Genomic DNA, 19,958 nt, shown 5'->3' with positions numbered 1-19,958 from the left:
TCACACCCGTGATATTCGAGGAGTAAGACGAACCGTCGCTAGCCAACACACCGCCGTAAGAGAAAGTGTAGTTATAAGAACCATTGGCGTAAGCGAAGGGCCCAAAGCTCAGGGTGGAGCCGTTGAAGAAACCCGAAACGGAATGAATGCCGTCGTTGAAGCTCCAGCCACCGAACGAGAAATCGAAGGGGAGCGATACGTCAAAGGAGGTCGGTGTACCAGCTTCGACAGTTACGCTTCCGCCACTGAGAACAACCGCTGCCTGCGCAGGTGCAGCCACCAAGAAAAGACCGAGTACTGCAGCCAAGACAAGCTTAAGGGAAGACATTCCAACCTCCAAGAATTTAATACTTATTCATCACTCGTGGAACCATGATTTGTCAACCATGATTTTGCGTTGCACACGCCCGATTGTGCACGACACAATGAAACCGGCCAGCCTCGAAGTGCGGACGGCGCCCCATTGGTTAATCCCTTGTCATACCCATGAGAATAATCACCGCCGCAGAATAGTTAAATCGCGACCGTGCCGTCGACCATCGCTGATCTAGTCTGGCCGACCTCGGTCCGTGCGCACCCATTCTGACCGATTGCGCCGCACAAGAAGGCGCAAACGATGGAAGACTTGGCCGATAGCGGAGGGAATCTGCACAGCTGGCAGGACGTCGCGACCGAACCTGAACCAAGCCAACGCAAGCGCCCCGATCAACAGAGAGAGATTTAGCAGGGCCAAACCCGCTGGAAGCAGCGGCCCCACCAAAAACCAGTAAGCACTTCCAAGAATCGCGCCACCTACAGCCACGGTGAGGAGTAGCGACAAAGGTGGTACCAGCAGATCGAGGGCAAGAATCAGAAGGTCAGGGTCGCGCTTGGTGATTGAGGCTGCTAACAGCCGTGGGACGTAGTCCAGGATCATAGCCAAATGTCCGTCGATCCAACGCTTCCGCTGACTTTCAAGGCCTCGCTCTGTCGCCGCGAACTCACTGGTCACTCGGGCCTCCGGGAGGAAGCGGGCGGGCATGCCGGTCAACGCGAGGTCCAATCCCAGCTTTAGATCCTCGACGATGTTACCGCTCGCCAAAGGTGCGGATTTGATCACCTCCCAGGGAAACATCATCCCCGAGCCCATCAATTGGACGGGTCTACCAAAGTAGCGGAGCCCAAGCGGCCGGACCCAATTTTTCAGGCGCCATGCAAACTCCGCAACGCGCCGGTCGACTTGAAATCCCGCGGCACTCGTCATGAGATAAAGCGCCTGAACGGGCCCTTTCCCTTCAACGCAACAGTTGAGTGCCTTTTCGAGGAAGTCCGCCTCCAGTCGACAATCGGCATCCAGGAATAGAACAAACGCGGGTGGATCATCCTCCAGATGCGCTATCGCCCAGGCCATGGCGTAGCCCTTGCCCCTTCGGCCAGGCTGGTCGCGCGGCAGCACTTGAGCACCGTGCTCGACAGAGACCTTCGCTGTGTCATCGGTGCAGTTGTCGGCCACGACGATCAGGCGATCGCACCCTCTCAGCTGGGGAATGACATCCTCAATCGTCGGAACAATGCCGCGGCTCTCATTGTGAGCCGGCACCACCACCGCGACCGGTCCCCCCCTGGCGCGGCGTTCTCGCTGAGCCTCGTCGCGAGTTCGCAGCGCCCCCAACACTTCGACGAGGAGGACCAGCGTGGGGATCAACGTCAAAACGGCTAAGGCAACAAGAAATACTGTCATCCATTGATTTCCACGGAGCCAAGGATACTGATGGCTCTGCCAATTCTGAGGTCAAGACATAACAAGCCCCGAACAACCGGCTGACGCCAGCCCAAAAGTACAAATCAGCCTGCGCGCCAGTCAAATTCCGATGCACAGCTCGAAGACAACCTAAGATCGATCAATGAAAATTGCCTATCTGGTCAATCGGTACCCGGCGGTCAGCCACAGCTTCATCCGCAGGGAGATTCTTGCACTCGAGCGTCAAGGACATGAAGTCTTGCGCATCTCAATTCGAGGCGGAAACGAAGAACAACTCAGCCCCGAAGATCAGATCGAGGCGCAGCATACACATTTCGTCCTCCAGCGCGGCAGCACGGCGCTCCTTACCGCATTTTGTCGTGTGTTCCTCACTCGCCCCGTTCACATGATGAAGGCCTTTGCCCTCGTGTGGAAGGTCGGACGACGGTCAGAACGTCCTCTTCCTGTCCATGTTGTTTATCTGGTCGAGGCGTGCCTGATCTATCTTTTACTGCGGGCTGAGGACGCCGAACACCTTCACGCCCATTTTGGAACCAACTCTGCCGAGGTCGCCATGTTGGCGCACGTGTTGGGAGGACCAGCATGGAGCTTCACGGCGCACGGTCCGGAAGAGTTCGACAAGGCCGGCTTCATTGGTCTTGCCGAGAAGATAAGGCGCGCGAGCTTCGTTGTTGCCATCAGCTCCTTCGGGCGAAGCCAACTCTTCCGTCAAGTCAGCTACGATCAATGGAAGAAGATCCGGGTTGTGCGATGCGGTCTGGAGCCCGCGTTTTACGAGCACGATACCACGAGGCGCCCTGCCGAAATCGCCCGGCTTGTTTGCGTTGGAAGGCTTTCCGAGCAGAAGGGACAATTGTTGCTGCTGCAGGCCGCGAAGCAATTGATCGACGACGGCATCAAGTTCGAACTCGTTCTCGCCGGCGACGGCGAGATGAGAGGTGAGATCGAGCGCGCCATCGCGCAATTTCGATTGCAGCCATGGGTCAGGATCACGGGTTGGATCACAAGCGACGAGGTGCGAGAACAGATCCTGGGCTCACGAGCGCTGATCCTGCCAAGCTTCGCGGAGGGGCTCCCCGTCGTCCTCATGGAGGCCATGGCATTGCGACGGCCGGTGATCAGCACCTTCGTCGCAGGCATTCCCGAACTGGTTGAGCCCGGCAGGCATGGCTGGCTCGTTCCCGCAGGAGAAGTGGACTGCCTCGCAGCCGCCATACGAGAGTGCCTTCAGTGCTCCGACGCACAAATCGAGAGTATGGGGGAAAACGCGCGCGCAAAGGTCACCCGACTCCACGCCATCGATCTTGAGGCGCAGCATCTGGCCAAGCTGTTCCTGGCCACCTCGAAGAAAGAAGTTTCAACCGAGGCTCGGTCCAAACCATCAGAGCGGTCGTCCTGACACCTCGAGAAACTCGACTGCTCCTCCGGGGCTCTCGTCGGCGAACACGCCCACGACAAGACGCCCTGTCTTCCAGGCCATGGTATCCAGGTTTGTCTTGTCTCTGGACGTGATGGGGCCGCTTTGATTCGCATGATGTCCGTGGACGACGTGGCGACCGCGATGCCTTGACTCGGAACCTTTCGGGTATCGCTTCCATAGAAGCGTACGCTCGTTCTGCTGATCGAGCGGAAGCCTTGGATCGACTCCTGCATGGACAAACACCCGCTTCTTATCGGCAAAGAAGGATGGACGACTTGCGATCCATTCAAGATGATGGGGCGGAATGACACCTTGAAGCGAGCCGGGGGAAGTACCTAGGCCATAGGATAACAGCGTTTCCTTGCCGCCATTCTCCAACCACCACTCTGCTTCGACGAGATTATTGCAGGCCTCCCACATCATTGCCTCGTGATTCCCCTTCAGGGCAACCAGTTGCAGATTTGGAAACCGCCATTGCATAAGGAACTCGATCACGCCGCGACTATCGGGTCCCCTGTCAACATAGTCTCCGAGCGTCACGACGCGCGCCCTTTGGCTACCCGCGTGCCCGGCAATTCGAGACGTTGCTAACTCGAGCAAATCGAGCCGGCCGTGGAGGTCCGGGATTGCGTAAGTCTGACTCATGGCCGGGTCGCAGGCCGCGAGCGGCGTGGACTGTGGGAGGCTGCGCCTGGCCAGACGCGGCTCCGAAGCTTCGGCGTTGGACTCAGGTGCCCCTCCGAACGCCGGGCCGAACCTCGCGCGAAGTCTGTTGCGTACGGGTCACGCTGCGGCCGATTTGCGTCGGAACCTCATAGCGATACTGCCAATGCCCCCGAGAAGACCATCAAAGGCAAACAACAGCAGAAGCGCCAAAACGAACAGGCTAATCCCGGTCAGATCGTGAACAATCCCCTCGATGAGATCAGGGCCGCCATAATACGCCATCAGGACCAGCGCAAAAACGCGGAAGAAATTGGCGAGAATGGTAATTGGAATGATCGCCAGAAGAAGAAGAAAGCTGCGCAGCTTATCCTTCCAGCGAAAGGCATAGACATAGAACACGCCGATGGCAGACAAGGCGAAGATCGAGTTCATGCCCGAGCAAGCATCCTTGACCAGGAGCTGATACGACCCGATCATGATCATGACTCCATTCTGCGCGATCGGGAAACCGACCGCGTAGAGAACTCGGGTGACCGTGTCGGAGATGAACACCTTCAGCGGAACGGTCATTGCATCGACCAACCAGTCGGGCATCGGCACGGCAAAGACCAAGAATGTCAGCGGGAACGCCAAGGCCCTCAACGTCGGCCAGCCGGCGCAAATCAGGATTGATCCGACGATAACGGGCAGGATCGAGCCCATCTCGACCGTGAGCAGACCCTGCTGCAGGCGCGACAAATACAACAACACCAATCCGACAGTCAGAATGGCCCACCCCATGACCGGTGCCGGGGCGATCTTCGCGCGCATCAGGCGCTCCCGAGCCTGCCAGACCAGCCACAACGTCGCAGCGATAATGAGAGGGCCGTGTCCCTCTTGCTCAGTCTGCCATGGGCCATTGATCAGGCCACGAATGGTGGGGATGTAGGCGCCAAGTATGGCGACTCCCATCAGGACCGGCCCCAAAACGGATGCAGACAAACCGGTTCCAAGCGTCCTGCGGATATGGATATCAGTCATGAATTGCGTGCTCTATGATTAAATATCAACTCCACTGGCCTTAAACTATCATCCCCTGCCGGGACCAACAATCAACTATCTCCTGATCACTAGTGCGGCAAATCCTATCCCCGCCAGGACCAAGATCCCGGCGAAGATATAGTGCCCGGCATTGCCGACCTGGTTTGCGACAGCAAGGACGATAGCCGACACCATGAAATACAGGAGCGTCCGGATCTCGCGGTCGGAGAACTGAAAGAACGCAATTGCCAACCCGACAAAGCTTGTCACAGTAACGACGTCGAATAATGTTGCCATGTTTCTTACGCTGAAAACGGAAAGCGCTGAGCGGCAAAGCGCCTTACTGTGACTTCGCATCACCCTGCTTCATGAGATCCGCGTAGTCGCCCTCGTACTTGGCCTCAAGTTTTGCCGAGTAGGTTGCCAGGCCCAACTCGGCTGCAAGCACATCAGCCCGCATGATCTGCCGCGCCAGATTGGCGGCCGCATCGCCCTGGATCGGACGAGCTTCCTCGGCCCTCACTTTGAAAAATCGTCCGTTCGAACCGACCCTGGTGAAGAAGATGTCCTCGTCCCTTCGTTTCCGGATCAGACTGACGAGCTCCTCGGAAAGATCGCTGCTCGACAACGCGCCCAGCTGACGGGCGTGCGGAATGCCGCTCGCGGTCAATTGCTGCTGCACTTCATCAAGAGACTTCGCGTCCTTGTTCGCATTCACGAAAGCCTGCGCCGCCGGTGAAAGCGGAATGATGATTTCGTCCACGTTGAAAAGCCTGCGATCGGCAAACTTCCATGGGTTCTTCGCAATGTATCGATCAATGTCGGCTTTGCTGGGTGCCTTCGCATTCGCTGCGCGAGTGAGCAGCGCATTGCCGAGGACCTGCTCCCTCACGCGCAACAGATCCAGCAAGACTCCGGGCTCGCGGTCCAACTTCGCGGTCATCGCTTGCTGCATCAGGTACTTGCGAACAACGACGTCGCCCAGAACTCGCTTCAAGACTTCTGGATCCTTTTGCTTCTCCGGGGCGACGCCGGCCAGCCGGAATTCATTGTCGAGTTCCTGGATGGTAACGACCTCGTTGCCGACGCGTGCAACCACCTGACCTTTTGCAGCAGCCTTTTCGCCGCTCTGCTGACCGCACGAAGCCAGCGCAAGCCCGGAAATAGTCAGGAAGAGAACGACACCCCAATTGCGCAGATAGGCAAGTCTTTTCACCCGACGCTCCGTGTTTCTAGTCAGCTAACATGATGGCAAGCCAAGCTGGACTTGCTTGATCGGAGATTGAAATGCATCAGTAATTGGCGATCGTCCGGCCGTCGAGACGGTCCGCCCCGACAAGTTGAAAATCTGATATTTAGATTAACTCAGAAATGCGCGGCAAAAAGCACTTCCGTGACGTTTTTGTGAGAAAATTCAGCGTCTTCGCCCTTTATTTGATGCCTTGAGACAGCTAACAATCTTCCAAACAGGGAGTTGTAGGATGAGATCGAACCGCGTTGGAGTTATTCTTGCGTCGATCGCAATTGCCGGGACCGCGATAGCTGCGGAGGTCTTCGCACCGCGCAAATTAATGGCTCGTACCGCGGCGTCCCAGAGCCTCGAAACCGTCATTCCCAAGCAGTTTGGCACGTGGAAACTTGTCCCCGAAATCAGTCCAGTGAAGCCGGTGGATCCCGAAGCCTACGTCCAGCCGCCGGATCCACTCGCCGCGAAAGTCTACAGCCAGGAAGTGGCGCGCGGTTACACGGATGGCGCTGGCAACATCGTCATGCTGTTGGTGGCCTACGGACCCGTACAAAATTACAAGCTAAAGGCTCACCGTCCAGAGATCTGTTACACTGCCAATGGATTTCGGGTGTCAAACAAGAACAGCTCGAACCTGAACTATTCCGGCGGCGCCTTGAAAGTCACAAGGTTGATTGCGGAGCGGGAGTCCCGTTATGAGCCGATCACCTACTGGATGAAGATCGGCAACGACATTTCCAACGGCGTCGTAGACAATCAACTCAGCCGGCTGAAATACGGGTTGCGCGGCATCATTCCGGATGGGGCCCTGTTCAGGATTTCGACAATTGGCCTCAGCAAGGAGGCTTCCTTCAAGCTGCAGGATCAGTTCATCACGGATTTGTTGACGGCGTTGCCTGCCCAGGAGAGAGGCTTTTTCCTGGAGCATTCCTGATTGTCTTCGACGAAGCGATCGGCAGGGAGCGCTAACGGAGCCAGACAGGTTCGCTCCGGAACGCACGGGGCGGAGAAGATATTCATTGCCCTCGCTGCATCCCTGATGATGCAGGGAGCAATTGTCAGCGCGACGGCGCAGACGGTCGATGAGACCCTTATCGCGTACGCGGTCAACATCCACCAGACGCCCATGCAGACATGGGGGCCGGGTCAAGGGATCTATCTGGGACACGGCAATTTCTTGACGGCGGCTCACGTCGCCGGAAGAACCTGGTTCACGCGACCGAAAGTCTCGATCGGTGATCGTGAGTATCCCACTCGGGTCGTCAAGGAAGGCCGGCTTGAGGCAACTGACCTGACTTTGCTGGCAGTCGAAGAAAACCTGCTGCCGCTGCGCTTGCGGCTCAGACGCATGCGCCTCTGCGACGCCCCTCCTCGGCCCGGCCAGGAAGTCGTCACCGTCACCACCGAGGCTGCCGTTCGCTCCCGTATCATCGCTCCCGAGCGCATTCCCCTCGGAGCACGACGCTTCAACACGGCGATCGTCGACGTCGCCAAAACAGGCAATTCGGGATCAGGGGTTTTCGAAGTAAAGCAGAGATGCCTGCTTGGCATCATGAGTCGCAAGATCAGTCAGAAGCGAACCAATCTGGTAACCCGTAAGGAAGAGACTCACGACGTCGCAAAGTACTTTGTGCCCGCGGCTGAGATTGCTGCTTTCGTACCCCCAGGAACGTTCGACCCGCGATAAGAAGTCGAATTGACTGTCAATCACGCGGCAGGACGGCTAATAGTATCCGTAGTAGGTATCGATTTTCTCCGACACCTTGTTGACGACGACCCGTACGACGGGAACGCGTTCGAGATGTTTCTGACATTCTTTGATGTCGGAGAGAGATGAGCTTCCGACGCCGGCCACGAGCAGCACCGCGTCCATGCGAGGCAGGATCGAAATCACGTCATCGCCGAGCAGCATTGGCGGCAAATCGAAGATCACGGTGTTGGAGCGGAACTCGCGCTTGATGGCCTGAAGCAAGGCCGTCATCGTTTGGGATGCCATCCACTCGGACGATCCGGAGGTTGGCCCCGAGCCCGGCAATACGAACAGGCTGTTCGGTCCGACCCCCGCTTTAATGACGGCCGATGAAATCGGCACTTGTCCGTCGAGAACACTGATAACACCGCCTGTGCGCGGCAATCCGAGATAGTTCGCGACCATCGGCTTGCGCAAATCGAGGTCCACGACGAGTGCGGATCGTTCGGGCAGCCTAGCGATGCTCATCGCCAGGTTGCACGCCGTCACGGTCTTGCCGCATCCAGCCGTGGGCGACGTAACGGCCAAGAACTGCCAGTTCTTCTTGTCCATCTCCTGCAGCACTTGGGTTCGCAGCATATCGTAGTAGCGGCCCGTTTCGCTGCCGGTCGCGAAAGCCACGATGCGATTGGCTTCGAGATGGTCCGCGTCAAGCCGGACGTCGCGCACGATCGTCGACTCATGCCGGCCCGCGATCGGTGTCGATCCGCCGATGAGCTCCTGCTGTGCCAGACTGTCGCCGGAACGCGCCAGCTCCACAGCCTGCTTGATCGAGTCCATGGGAACCTCTTGATTAGCGGAACAGTCCCGCCCGAGCCTTTGCGAGCATCAGGTCGATCGGCGGCATGAAGAAGTAAGCCCCCCCAAGGAGGCCCACCGTAACGACGACCACCAGGGCAACCGCAGCGATCCTGCGCCATTTCTGCCGGCGCAATTCGGACTTCGTAGCGATAAATGGAATTGGAACGAGGAGACGGCCGTCGACGATCGTGAAAAGATCACTGCTGCGCCTAATTGCCTTGTCCGTCAGCTCAAGCAGGAAGGTCAAACCCGCGCCGGCAGCGAACGCAAACGCGAGGGTGAGGGCCAGCAACTTCGGTCGCTTTGGCTTGATGGGATCCTGAGGCGCGGTCGGCTGCTCGATCACCTCGAGCTTTTCAGATTGCTGATCCTTTTCGAGGTTCTCGCCCATCCGCGCAGCCATCAACTTGGCCGTGGCTGCTTCGAGGTTCTTCTGCAGACCTTCCTGCTGGGCGACGAGCGCATCAAGGCTTGCCGCTGTAGCAGCGTCGTTTCCACCGCTTGCCGGCGCTTGAGCCACGCTTTCCATCGCTTGGATTTGGCGCTTCAGCGATTGAATCATGGGATGCTTGTCGGAATAGAGCGCATTTTTCTGAATGAGCTCTGCCTTCATCTGGGCAAGCGTGCTCGTCGGCTGATCCTGCCCCGACGCCGTCGCCGGCTTGCCTTGAGCGATGCGGAGCTGGGCGATCTTCGCATCGAGTGCCGCATTTTCGGTCTGCAGTCGCTGGACTTCGCGAGACAGAAAGCGCGACGTATCGGTCGCGCGGCTGGTTCGATCGCGAAGATCTTCATTCAAGATTCGCGTCATCAACTCGTTAGCAACACGAGCCGCAACGGCAGGATCGCCGTACTCGAATCCAACCGAGAAGACGATCGTCGGATTGTCGGTCCGCGACCGCTGCTTGAAGTCCAGGATCGGATCCACCGGCGCGATCTTGGTCGATTTCTTCATCAGGTCGACCAACTCGGTGACCGACATCAGCGGGCGCTTATCCGGAAAGAGCTGGAACTTGTCAGCGATCGCAATGAGGTTGTCGCGCGTCATCGTGCGCTGCTGAATGACCTGGATTCGCTCCTGCGCGGCACTCGTCACCGTCGGCCGCACGAGCTCGGTGGGTATCTGCTGCGACTGAACGAGGATCTTGCCCTCGGCAAGATAGGTCGGAGGCCAGATCAGTACGGCTGCGGTTCCCGCCCCCGCGATCAAGACCACCGGCAAGATGAAAGCGAGCCAACGTCGTCTAAGGATGTCCAGGTAGTATGAAGGCCGCAACAGATGAGACCTGTCCTGCTCGAGCGGACCGTCAAAACTGTCTTCAAAATCAATCTTTTGCAGCATACGTGTTGTGGAATCCAGTTGGTACGATCTGCAAAGCGTGAAAGCCGCTCGTTGAACTCGGTCGGTCTGCAATCAGTCTTTTGGACCTTAGCATCGAATTTGCATGGAGGCCCATTAAATAATAAGCCGCGAGAAGGTTTTGAATTGTCAGCCTTAATGCTGATCGTGAGTCGTGCTTTTCGGCAATTTCGTTCAATACTGAGAGCGCCTGGACAGTTGGCTCTCCCGGGTTGAGACATAAGGCGGCCAAGTCGGAACGGCGGGATGTACGAGTCATTTTACCAACTGCGCGAGAAGCCATTCACGATTTTGCCCGACCCAGACCTGATCTATTGGGGCAAGATGCATTCCATGGCGTTCACGATGCTGGAGTTCGGCATCATGAACAATGCCGGCTTTACCGTCATTACGGGCGAGATCGGTTCGGGCAAGACAACCCTCGTTCGACATCTGCTCAAGAAGCTGAGCCCAACGCTGACGCTGGGATTGATCTCCAGCTCGCCGCAGGGCCGCGAGGAGCTGCTGCAGTGGATTCTGATGGCTCTAGGGCAGCCGTTCGATGGCAATTATCCACATCTTTTCAAAAACTTACAAGACTTCCTGCACGGGCAATACGCCACTGGTCGACGTACGGTCCTCATTATTGACGAAGCGCAGAATCTCGAGCCTGAGGCGCTTGAGCACCTCCGGATGCTTTCCAACATCAATGCGGACAAGTTCCAGGTTCTGCAGCTTATTCTGATCGGCCAGCCGCAGTTGCGAGACTTGCTTCTTCTTCCCAAGCTGCACCAGTTCGCCCAGCGAATCTCGTCCGACTTCCACCTGCGGCCCCTCGATGCCCTCGAAGTTGCCAACTATATCGGCTTTCGCCTTCAGGCTGTGGGCGCGCCCCGCCCGCTCTTCACCCAGGAGGCCTGCGCGTTGATCGGATCGGCGAGCGGCGGAATTCCTCGAATGATCAACGTGCTATGCGATACGGCCCTCGTTTACGGGTTCGCCAATGACCAAAAGATCATTGGCGAGCAGCTGGTCCGGGATGTTATTGCAGACAAGCAACAGTATAGCATTTTTCCCGTAAAGCAGCTCTCTCGGGTTCCCTAAGTAGCTGAGAGCCATTAGTTTCCGAGCGTTACCCTGGTCCAAGGGGCGTCTTGGCTTGAATTGTTCAGCAAAGATTAGGATTAACCATTTACTTCGCGCATCTGCGCCCTTCGCGAAGAGGAAGCCAACAATGCGGACGGTTCTGCTGGCACTGATGATGGCGATCTTCGCCACCCCCGCCCCCTCACAGACGCTCAAACCCGGCGATACTCTCTCGATCACCGTGTTGCAGGACCCGAAACTGGACCGCAATGTGGTCGTCGACCCGCTTGGAGAGATCGCCTTTCCGCTAGCGGGGCGCATCCGGGCTCGTGGATTGACACCCCTCGCCGTCGAAAACATGCTCAAGGCAAAGCTGAAGCCGAACTACAAGGACGACGCGCTGGACGTGACGGTCGCCTTGGTCAGCGCCCCGAAGGACATTCCGGAAGAAGACCTGAAGCCCAAGATCTTCATTACTGGAGAGGTTCTGAGGCCGGGGCCGTATGTGGTCCGGCAACCGACTACGTTGATGCAAGCCATATCACTTGCCGGGGGACTTGGTCCCTATGCCGCGAAAAAGCGGATTCAGGTGCGTCGGCGCGCTCCCGGCGGCGACGAGACGATCTACGTCTTCAACTACAGGGCCTATGAGGCGGGCGCCGATCTCGAAGGCAACATCGCTTTGCGAGCCGGCGACGTGATCATGGTTCCGGAGCGAGGGTTCTTCGACTGAGACCCGATTAAGTGCACCCGGGGGCGGGATTTATTGTGAAGAGGATTGCGATTGCAGCCTCCATTTCGTTCGGCTTGGTTCCGGCGACCGCGTTCGCTTGGGATTGGTCGCTCAGGACCTCCGAAAGCCAGACCGTTGAGCTCAACAGCAATCAGTTCTTGAGGTCATCTCCGGCCGGTTCGCTCGGCTCGTACTCCACGATCACAGGGACAGCGGAGGCTCTGACTCCGACATCCAAGCTCATTCTCAATGGAGATGGCTCCTACCGGAAGTATTTTGGTCCGGGGGCCGAAGGAATCGCGACGGAAGCTCTTTCCTACGGGGCCCGGGCGAACTATCAGCAGTTCGGAAAGAACAACTACGATCGAGAGTTCGTCGAAGCAGTTTGGCGGCAACAAAGCACGTCGCTGGCGCTGCTGAATGACCTTGGCGTCGTCTCACCCGCCAGCGGCTTTCTCAATCGGATCACTGGGGCCGGCGGCCTAGATCGAGCGCTCAACGCGCGCGACAGCATCAGCTTATTTGCGACATCGACCCGCACATATTACGAACCTTCCAGCGGCGGCACTGCATTCACCGACACCTTGGGGCGGGGATCCTGGCGGCATGGCGTCAGTTCGACGACCGGGGTCAGCCTATCGTCCGAAGCCGAGTTGCTGGCATACGATAATGCGTTCAGCACGAAGGTGAGCATCTTTCGCAATCAGGTGGGCATAGACACCGCTCTGTCCCCGTTGCTGTCCTTTAGAGGCAATATCGGCGCCGCCTACCTGGTAACCGATCGCGGTGTGTCGACATCAGCAATCGGTGGGGTGAGCTCGACCGCGCCGATCGGAAGCACCTCGCTTGACTGGATCGCCGATGCGATCCTGACCTACAAGTTCATGAAGACCGCGACGCTGTCTGTCATTGCCAGCCAGTCAGTTGGGCCGAGCATTGTAGGCTCGCTGATCAAACGGGACACCGTTACGGCCAGTGTCAACTATCTGGTCAATAGCCGTGAGAGCCTGACCATTTCCGCCAGTGGAAACCGACAGATGGCCGGGGCCACCACCGATTTTGCATCGATCTCCGCCACTTACGGCTACACTCCGATCCGCGACGTCTCGCTGCAATTCACCTATCGCTATCAGCATCGCTTCGCGAGCACAGGAACGACGATCTTCGACCCATTGACCGGGACCCCGACGGTCTCCGGCACGGGCCCCGCCGACTCACACAGCGTCCTGTTTGTTGCCACGCACAGTTTCCTCGTGCTTCCGCACGGAAATTAGGGCGTTTTCTTCAGCGCATCCTGGATGCTTTTCTTGAGCTCGGTACCATCGGGCTCGAGCTTCGCAGCAATGTCCAGCTCCTCCTTGGCTTTCTGAGCCTGACCGTCCGCAGCGTAAGCGAGGCCGAGGTGATAGTGAACTGACGAGAGGTTCCGCAACTTCGCCGCCGCCGGCTCCAGGAGCGTGATCGCTGACTTGATGTCACCTTGCCTGAAACGCGCCCATCCCAGCGTATCCTGGAATTGCGGCACGTTGGATGCTTTCAGTGTTTCAGCCAATGCGGCGGCGCGGTCCCAGCTCCCTTTGTCAGACCGCGTATCGAGGAGCAGACTGGCAAGATTGTTGACCACGATCGGCGATTGGGCCTGAGGCTGATCCTTCAGGATCGACTCATACTGCGAAATCGCCGCCTCGTTGTCGTTCTTCAGAATCTGAAGGCCGGCGGATGATATCCGCAGAGCAATGTTCTGGGGATTCTCCTTCAAGCCGGCCTGCAGCACTCCGCTGGCAGCATCGTAATTCTTGGCCCGGACGTAATAGTCGGACAACGCGCTATAGCCGGATGGATCCTTCGGCTTCAGCTTGATCGCCTCGTGGAAACTCGCAATCGCATCCTGATCCTTTTTTTGTGCGAGTTGCGTCTGCCCGAGCATGACCAGGAGCTCGGCATTGTCGGGATAGCGCTTGTTCATCTCCTGCAAGACCGTCGCTGCATCCGCAGCTCGCTCCGCGCGAATATAGGCGGATGCCAGCGCGACGGCCGGCTGAATCGCCTCAGGTACGGCCTTGCGAGCGTCTTCAAGCGCGGCAATGCTCTCTCCGATGCGCTGTTGGCCGGCATAGGCTGCGGCCTTGACCTGATCGGCAACGACCCGGCCGTCCTTGTGGGCAGCGATGGTCGTCGCAATCGCAAGGGCGCCGTCCCAGTTCTGGCGGCTGAGCTTGACTTGCGCGAGCGACGAGAGGGCCTGCAGATTGCCCGGATAGCGCGCGACCACTTCGGTCAAGACGTCCTCGGCCCGAGCGGCATCGCTTCGGCGCTGAAGAAAGGCGACATATCGGAGGGCAACTTCGATGTTGAGGTTTGAATTCTTCAGAGCGTCAGCGTATTGGCGATCGGCCAGCTCGGGCTTTCCACTCTGCTCGTAGGCGAGCGCGAGCGCGATCAGCAATTCGGGCGATTTCGGCTGGTCAGCCAGAGCTTCGCGCAGATCAGCGATAGCGCTATCCGTTTGCCCCTTGTCAAGACTTAGCGCCGCACGAAGGCGGAGCGCGCCGGCGTTTCTGCGGTCCTTCGACAGAACTTCCGAAATCAACGGCTCCGCCGTTGCCTTGTCGCCCGTCGCGAGAAGCATTTCGGCAAGCCGGACCTGCACTTTGAGCTTACGTTCGGGGTTGTCGGCAACCTCCGGCAGGAGCTTTTGCAGCTGTGCGATCGCATCACCTTGACGGCTCTTGACGAAATCGAGTTCGGCGAGTGCGAACTTATAGTCAAACACCTCACCGCCGGACTTGATGCGAGATTCGAGTTCCGTGCGTGCTGCGTCGGCACTCTTGAACGTGTTCAGGAAGCGAACGAGGTCCAGCCCAAGCTTGCTGTCTGATGGACTTGCTGCGACACGCGCCCGCAGCTCCTTCTCGGCGTCATCGAACTTGCGTTGCGCCGTAAGAATTTGGATCAGCTGGGTGCGATATGACGCATCCTGCGGATAATCGACCATCAACTGGCGAACCAGCTTTTCGGCCTCCGCGAGTTCGCCCTTTCGTACCAGGATATCGATCCGCAACCGCGTGGCCCGCAACCGGTCCGCATCTTGAGCTTGTGGCGGAACAGCATCCAGCATCTTTATGGCGCCGCCGCTATCGCCCTCGGCAACCTTCTTCGAGGCAAGCAAAGTTACGGCATCGATGTTTGTCGGGTCTATGTCGTAGGCACGCTGCGCCTCACGGATTGCCGCTGCGGGATCGTTCATTTTGACATGAGCTAGCGCGCGAACCGCATGAAGCGCCGCATTCGGCTTGTCGCCTTCATTGGCGGCATCCAGAATCTTGATTGCAGGTTCGGCCGCGCCGCCGGCGACCATCATTCTGGCAAGCTTCACCCTTGCATCAATGTCATTGGGGTCGAGTTCGACGATCCTTCGCAAATCAAGGAACAGTGAGTTCGCCTTCGTGCGTTCGTCGATGCCGGCCAACGCCCTCCACACTTCAACCTTGTCGCTCTTGTACTTCACCGCCTTTAGCAGCTCCAACCTGGCGGCGAGATCATCGTTTTTCCCGATCAGGGCCATGCCGCTTTCGTAGTATTCCTGGGCACGCTGCTCGGGGGAGCCACAACCGGCAAGAAAGATCACCGCCAGAACAAGGCCGGACGATCTCCAGATCGCCCTGCGACCGAGGCTCGGTTTCAGATTAGGACCAGTTCTCATGTTGGTATCCAATTTTGTCGCTCGCGATCGCCGACGCCGTCGGTGCCGTGCAGGATTACCCATCGGACAGGAGAAACTCAAACCTGTTCAGCTGGAAAATTCGCCGCAGGCGCGGAGAAACTCCCGTGATGGTCAACGGCAGACCTTCCCGGGCAAGATGCGTTCTGATGCCCATCAACACACCGAAAAACCGGCTATCCAATTGGTGGAGGTCGGACAGATCGATGTTGACGGCCCTGCTCTCTTTCGCCGCTTGCCGAACGACGGGAAGCAAGGAATCGACCTGTTCCGAGGTGGCATTCCCCGACAGACTGAGTGTCACGCGCTTATCGTGATGGCCGACCTGAATTGCAAAGACCGCCCGTTGCAGCGGCAATCTTGTGGCGATCGCCAGCGGAAGGACGCAGGCGCAGAGGAGTTGAAGCAGCGCCTTGCCGTCGGCCCAGTATCGTCGCCAGAGATACGGCTCTTCTTTGATCCGCCAAAGCCACTCGAACCCCGTGCTTCGCAGCAGCGGTGGTGCCCGCCGAATTGTGCCCGCCTCGAAATTGATGGTTGCGCCAAACTGCGCCCGGACTGGAACCGTCAGACTGAAATGGTTGAGCAACAGCCAGGCTTGCGCCTTCTCTGCGTTCAAGAAGACGGCGAGCAAGTCGGCGCCACTGGCGTTGATCTGAGCAATGATGTCGGGCGAACTCAATTCCTCGACGGATCCAAAGCCCGGGTTCAGGGCGCCGACGCATTCGAGGCCGCATTGCTCCGCATTAAGCTTCTTGCCGACCGTTGCAACGAGGTCCCCTGTCCCGCCGAACAGGAAGACTCGCAGGCGCTTGTCGGTTCTGGACTTGAGCCGCCCGAAAAGATCTGCTCCGGCCACCCTTTCGCGAATTGGGATCCGCAGGAGCTTCGCGATCCAGATCAGGGGCATGCCGTCTGCGAGACATAGATCGCTCAGGAGCATGCTGGCGCGAAACGTCTCGTTCCGCTGGCTCTTGATGAGGAAATTGACGTTCGGGGTCGAGATCAGGAAGGGCTTTCGCTTCTCGACTGCGACATCCATGGCCCGGATGAGGCTTCGAAAATCGATGGCGTCGACGGGAAGCCCGAGCAATCCGTACAGGTCTCGCGCGACTTCCCGACGATCCTTGTTGTCGTCGGCGATTTGCGAGTCCGAGCGCTCGGGAGAAGCGCCTCGCGGACCGAGACGGACGGATTGCAGGGTGCTCAAAATCAAGATCTCGCAACTGACTTTGTCGACCGGCCGGACCAGCCGGCCAAAATTCGATTTCTTCAGAAAGTCTTGGTTGAACCAACTAACATACGATGTGTGACATCTGGAAGCTGATTTAATCGCGGTGATTAATGCTGAGCGGCCGCCGCTTTCTGGAACCGATTTACCTTGCCTCAGCTTAGCTGCCTGATCGGGGCCAGGTTCGGCGGTTAATGTTGCACGGAAACAGCTCGGCGGGCTAGGCTCCGAGGCTGGTATTGGAGCGGGCGACCGTTCCGGAGCGATTTATTTGCGGCTGGCTCGAGTAATGTTCGAAAATGTCAGGGCTGATTATGCGGCGCATGGCCGCGACTGCGGGGCTCAGGGGTTTTGGGTCATGCTGGTCTACCGGTTCGGGCGCTGGCGCTATGGCATCCGCTCGGGGCTGCTGCGGAAACCGGTCTCGCTGCTCTACAAGGTGCTCTACAAGCTGGTTCAGATCCTCACCGGGATCGAGCTGCCTTGCGAGGCGGTGGTCGGTCGCAACTTCGTGATCGACCATTTCGGCGGCATCATCGTCAGCGGATATGCCCGGTTCGGGGACAATTGCAGGATACGCAACGGCGTGGTGGTCGGCCTGCGGCGGGTCGACGAGCCGTCCGCGCCGGACATCGGAAACAACGTGGACATCGGTGCCGGGGCCAAATTGCTGGGCCCGATCAGGGTCGGCGACAACGTCGTGATCGGGGCGAACGCCGTGGTGCTTTCGGACGTGCCGGCGAACTCGATTGCGATCGGCGTGCCGGCCGTGATCAAGCCTCGCCGGCCGGAAGCGCTGCGGGACGTGGCGCTGTGACGGCGGGCAAAGGGTCCGGCCTGCTGCCGTGCGGCAATTTAGAATTTAACTTAGTTCCATGTTCTTCCGGCGAGTATTTGAGAGAAATAGCAATTCCGTATAGAGATATAGAAGATGGAAGAATTACCTTGCCACCTTGCGTACTTTCCACAGCCTTCGGATAAGGCGAGCCGCCCTTGAAGCTATTAGTTGTCATTGCCAACTATAAGGTAACTCACCTAACGATTGATTGCCTCAACTCTCTCTCGGCAGAGATCAAGCGGTTACCACCGACACATGTCGCTGTTTGCGAGAATGGATCTGGCGGCGATGCCGTCGAACAACTGCAGAAGGCAATTCGGGATAACGGTTGGGGGGGGTGGTGCTCGCTTACAGCCGTTAATCCGAACCTTGGTTTCACGGGCGGAAATAACGTCATACTTCAGCCTGCACTTCAGTCCGCCGACCCACCGGAATACATACTGCTGCTCAATGCGGATACAATCGTCAGACCTAACGCCCTGAAAGTACTCATTGACTTCATTGACCGCGACCCGCGCATCGGTATCGCCGCAAGTCGCCTGGAAGATCCTGACGGCAAACCGCAGCGATCCGCATTTCGCTTTCCATCTCCAATCAGTGAGTTTGAGGGTAATCTCAAACTGGGGATCGTGAGCCGATTGCTTAGAAGATGGGTCGTGGCTCCCCCCGTTGTAGATCATGCTATCGAAACGGACTGGGCAGCAGGCGCGAGCATGATTGTGCGTACCGACGTATTTCGAAGCATTGGTCTTCTAGACGAGGGCTATTACACATATTTTGAAGATGTCGACCTTTGCTTCAACGCGCGCAAGGCTGGATGGTCGATCTGGTACGTTCCAGAGAGCCGGGTGGTGCACTTGGTGGGACAATCGACCGGCGTCACGGTCAAAGTCCCCAAGCGTCAACCATCTTATTCCTTCGAGGCGCGCAGACGTTACTTCCTGAAGAATCACGGTCCGCTTTACGCAGCAATGGCCGACGCGGGATTAATCTTGGGCATGACGCTGTGGAAGCTCCGTGTGGCGCTTACCGGGCGATCAGACAATATGGCCCCGCACCTCCTCAGAGACTCCATCCGGCACAGTGTATTTTTGACCGGCTTCAAGCTCAAGAACGTGCCCAACCCAGCACTCACGCCGAATTTCGGCGACGTGCGGGTAGACGCTCTGCAATGATGCCGCAACGTCCGATACGCAATGAAGTGACGGTCGGCCTGCGCCGCGTCGAGGAGGCGATAGCCGGCGACAATGTGATCATCGGCGCCAAGGCGGTCGTGCTGCAGGACGTCTTTCCCAATTCGATCGCGGTTGGTGCGCGGGCGACCGTGAGCTCACGACCACCCGCCACACCAGAGACTGAGCAACGGTGAACGAGGCAAAGACTTCACCGCGCTACGGCGTGGTGGCGATTGGACGCAACGAAGGCGAACGCCTGAAAGGCTGCCTGCGCTCCGCCATCGGTGCAGCGCGCGTTGTTTATGTAGATTCCGGATCGAACGATGGCTCGATCGCATGGGCACGCAGCCAAGGCGCCGAGGTGGTCGAGCTTGACATGAGCCGCGGCTTTACCGCGGCACGCGCGCGCAACGCTGGATTTCGCAGGCTCATGGAGCTCGAGCCCAACCTGCCATTCGTCCAGTTCGTCGATGGCGATTGCGAGCTCGGGCCAGCTTGGCCGCAGCAGGCCCTCGAATTTCTCGAACAGCGACCTGATGCCTGCGCCGTCTTCGGCCGCCGACGCGAGCGCTATCCCGAGCGCTCGATCTACAATCGCGTCTGCGACGCCGAATGGAACGTGCCTTGCGGGCCGGCGCGCGCCTGCGGCGGCGACGTGATGATGCGGTCGATCGGCCTGCAGACCATCGGGGGTTATCGCGACGATTTCATTGCCGGCGAAGAACCTGAATTATGCGTCCGGCTGCGCCGAGCCGGATGGACGATCTGGCGGATCGAGGCGGAGATGACGCTGCATGACGCCGCCATGACGCGATTCGGCCAATGGTGGCGAAGGAACGTGCGCAGCGGCTATGCTTTCGCGCTCGGCAGTCAAGTGCATGGTGCGCCGCCCGAGCGGCTTTGGGTGTGGGAAGCCCGGCGGGCGTGGCTGTGGGGGGCCGGGATTCCCATGGCGGCGGCCGCGGGCGTCGCGATCGTCGGCCCGCCCGGGCTGGCCTTACTGCTGGTCTACCCGCTCCAGGTGCTGCGCCGGATCCCGCGTCAGACGGGTCCCGGGCCCGACCGGCTGAAGCTTGCTCTGCTGGAGCTGATGGGTCGATTTGCGGAGACGACCGGCATGGTCCGCTTTGGCCTGGATCGGCTGCTCGGACGAGGCCCCACCATCATCGAGTACAAGTGAGGATGCCGATC

Annotated in this window: 19 protein-coding genes; 10 read left to right on the top strand and 9 right to left on the bottom strand. The window is 58.4% G+C overall.

The features are described 5' to 3' along the window. Positions 1–547: 547 nt before the first annotated feature. Positions 548–1,720, bottom strand: a complete 1,173-nt coding sequence (locus K408_RS0134435; RefSeq protein WP_024343143.1) for a glycosyltransferase family 2 protein — start codon at positions 1,718–1,720, stop codon at positions 548–550. Positions 1,721–1,883: 163 nt separating this feature from the next. On the opposite strand from K408_RS0134435, the gene K408_RS39535 reads away from it, so the two are divergent. Then, complete coding sequence (locus K408_RS39535) at positions 1,884–3,140, top strand: glycosyltransferase (RefSeq protein WP_024343142.1); 1,257 nt, start codon at positions 1,884–1,886, stop codon at positions 3,138–3,140. Here K408_RS39535 and K408_RS0134425 read toward each other — a convergent pair. The 4 genes from K408_RS0134425 to K408_RS0134410 all read right to left on the bottom strand — a co-directional run bounded on the left by K408_RS0134425 (position 3,123) and on the right by K408_RS0134410 (position 6,063). Further along, complete coding sequence (locus tag K408_RS0134425; RefSeq protein WP_024343141.1) at positions 3,123–3,806, bottom strand: metallophosphoesterase; 684 nt, start codon at positions 3,804–3,806, stop codon at positions 3,123–3,125. The two genes, K408_RS39535 and K408_RS0134425, sit on opposite strands and share 18 nt — an antisense overlap. Positions 3,807–3,944: 138 nt before the next feature. Beyond that, positions 3,945–4,847, bottom strand: a complete 903-nt coding sequence (xrt, locus tag K408_RS39530; protein ID WP_080655000.1) for an exosortase — start codon at positions 4,845–4,847, stop codon at positions 3,945–3,947. Positions 4,848–4,922: 75 nt separating this feature from the next. Beyond that, positions 4,923–5,144 carry an XrtV sorting system accessory protein gene (locus tag K408_RS0134415; protein ID WP_024343139.1) on the bottom strand — a complete coding sequence of 74 codons (222 nt, stop codon included), beginning with the start codon at positions 5,142–5,144 and terminating at the stop codon, positions 4,923–4,925. Positions 5,145–5,187: 43 nt separating this feature from the next. Beyond that, complete coding sequence (locus K408_RS0134410) at positions 5,188–6,063, bottom strand: hypothetical protein (RefSeq protein ID WP_024343138.1); 876 nt, start codon at positions 6,061–6,063, stop codon at positions 5,188–5,190. Between the two features lie 265 nt (positions 6,064–6,328). Here K408_RS0134410 and epsI point away from each other — a divergent pair, with 265 nt between their 5' ends. Next, positions 6,329–7,027 (top strand): exosortase-associated protein EpsI, V-type, encoded by a 699-nt coding sequence (epsI, locus tag K408_RS0134405; protein WP_024343137.1) that lies wholly within the window; start codon positions 6,329–6,331, stop codon positions 7,025–7,027. Then, a complete protein-coding gene (locus K408_RS39525; protein WP_245265982.1) occupies positions 7,028–7,780 on the top strand; it encodes a trypsin-like peptidase domain-containing protein in 753 nt (250 codons plus the stop codon). Between the two features lie 36 nt (positions 7,781–7,816). On the opposite strand, the gene K408_RS0134395 is transcribed toward K408_RS39525, so the two are convergent. After that, positions 7,817–8,623, bottom strand: a complete 807-nt coding sequence (locus tag K408_RS0134395) for a CpsD/CapB family tyrosine-protein kinase (RefSeq protein ID WP_024343135.1) — start codon at positions 8,621–8,623, stop codon at positions 7,817–7,819. 13 nt (positions 8,624–8,636) lie between these two features. Further along, entirely contained in the window at positions 8,637–9,986 is a 1,350-nt protein-coding gene (locus K408_RS0134390; RefSeq protein WP_024343134.1) for a GumC family protein, read from the bottom strand. A gap of 264 nt (positions 9,987–10,250) precedes the next feature. Between K408_RS0134390 and K408_RS0134385 the strand changes: the two genes are divergently transcribed. From K408_RS0134385 to K408_RS39520, 3 genes are all read left to right on the top strand, one after another. After that, on the top strand, positions 10,251–11,087 hold the full coding sequence (locus K408_RS0134385) for an ExeA family protein (protein ID WP_024343133.1): 837 nt from the start codon (positions 10,251–10,253) through the stop codon (positions 11,085–11,087). Between the two features lie 130 nt (positions 11,088–11,217). Beyond that, the gene (locus tag K408_RS0134380) at positions 11,218–11,802 is read left to right on the top strand and encodes a polysaccharide biosynthesis/export family protein (protein WP_024343132.1); all 585 of its coding nucleotides are present in this window, start codon (positions 11,218–11,220) and stop codon (positions 11,800–11,802) included. Positions 11,803–11,837: 35 nt separating this feature from the next. After that, the gene (locus tag K408_RS39520) at positions 11,838–13,076 is read left to right on the top strand and encodes a hypothetical protein (protein WP_024343131.1); all 1,239 of its coding nucleotides are present in this window, start codon (positions 11,838–11,840) and stop codon (positions 13,074–13,076) included. Here the strand turns inward: K408_RS39520 and K408_RS0134370 are convergent. Together K408_RS0134370 and K408_RS39515 are read right to left on the bottom strand one after the other, a co-directional pair. Next, a complete protein-coding gene (locus K408_RS0134370) occupies positions 13,073–15,505 on the bottom strand; it encodes a tetratricopeptide repeat protein (RefSeq protein ID WP_024343130.1) in 2,433 nt (810 codons plus the stop codon). The genes K408_RS39520 and K408_RS0134370 overlap by 4 nt on opposite strands. A 55-nt stretch (positions 15,506–15,560) precedes the next feature. Next, positions 15,561–16,616 (bottom strand): WecB/TagA/CpsF family glycosyltransferase, encoded by a 1,056-nt coding sequence (locus K408_RS39515; RefSeq protein ID WP_155248784.1) that lies wholly within the window; start codon positions 16,614–16,616, stop codon positions 15,561–15,563. 496 nt (positions 16,617–17,112) lie between these two features. Here K408_RS39515 and K408_RS0134360 point away from each other — a divergent pair, with 496 nt between their 5' ends. The 4 genes from K408_RS0134360 to K408_RS0134345 all read left to right on the top strand — a co-directional run bounded on the left by K408_RS0134360 (position 17,113) and on the right by K408_RS0134345 (position 19,947). Next, positions 17,113–17,571 carry a serine O-acetyltransferase gene (locus K408_RS0134360; RefSeq protein ID WP_245265981.1) on the top strand — a complete coding sequence of 153 codons (459 nt, stop codon included), beginning with the start codon at positions 17,113–17,115 and terminating at the stop codon, positions 17,569–17,571. A gap of 176 nt (positions 17,572–17,747) precedes the next feature. Further along, positions 17,748–18,767 carry a glycosyltransferase family 2 protein gene (locus tag K408_RS39510; RefSeq protein ID WP_024343127.1) on the top strand — a complete coding sequence of 340 codons (1,020 nt, stop codon included), beginning with the start codon at positions 17,748–17,750 and terminating at the stop codon, positions 18,765–18,767. Continuing rightward, positions 18,764–18,961, top strand: coding sequence for a hypothetical protein (locus K408_RS0134350; RefSeq protein WP_024343126.1), 198 nt, complete (start codon positions 18,764–18,766; stop codon positions 18,959–18,961). Before K408_RS39510 ends, K408_RS0134350 begins: the two co-directional genes overlap by 4 nt. Further along, the gene (locus tag K408_RS0134345) at positions 18,958–19,947 is read left to right on the top strand and encodes a glycosyltransferase family 2 protein (protein ID WP_024343125.1); all 990 of its coding nucleotides are present in this window, start codon (positions 18,958–18,960) and stop codon (positions 19,945–19,947) included. The genes K408_RS0134350 and K408_RS0134345 overlap by 4 nt, the downstream gene beginning before the upstream one ends. Positions 19,948–19,958 lie beyond the last annotated feature (11 nt).

Source organism: Bradyrhizobium sp. in8p8 (assembly GCF_000426845.1).
In the GTDB taxonomy this organism is placed as follows: domain Bacteria; phylum Pseudomonadota; class Alphaproteobacteria; order Rhizobiales; family Xanthobacteraceae; genus Bradyrhizobium; species Bradyrhizobium japonicum_C.
This window is presented reverse-complemented; position numbering and strand designations above follow the sequence as displayed.